1 pseudogene is annotated in these 297 nt (G+C 50.2%); it reads left to right on the forward strand.

Annotated elements, in window-relative coordinates:
• Positions 1-39: 39 nt before the first annotated feature.
• Positions 40-297 (forward strand): annotated as a pseudogene (locus NE473_RS31515) (family 43 glycosylhydrolase); the annotation flags it as partial.

Raw genomic sequence — 297 nt, forward strand, 5'->3', positions numbered from 1 at the left:
GGATTTTGCGGTCCGGGAGACCGGACCCGGAAAGGAGCCATGGCAACGGTCCTGGGTCCGGATATGGTGACAATGACAGCGGAGCCTGTGATTGTGGTACCGGGAAATTGCTACGGTGCAGGGACAGGATTTGAAGGGCATGAGTTTTTTGAAGGACCATCCATCAGAAAGTGTAAAGATACGTATTATTTCGTCTACTCATCGAGTCAGATGCATGAATTGTGCTATGCGGTAAGCCGGTACCCGGTAAAAGGCTTTACTTACAGCGGTGTCCTTGTAAGCAACTGCGATGATAAC

It is taken from the genome of Hungatella sp. SL.1.14 (genome assembly GCF_024460495.1).
Lineage (GTDB): Bacteria > Bacillota > Clostridia > Lachnospirales > Lachnospiraceae > Hungatella > Hungatella hathewayi.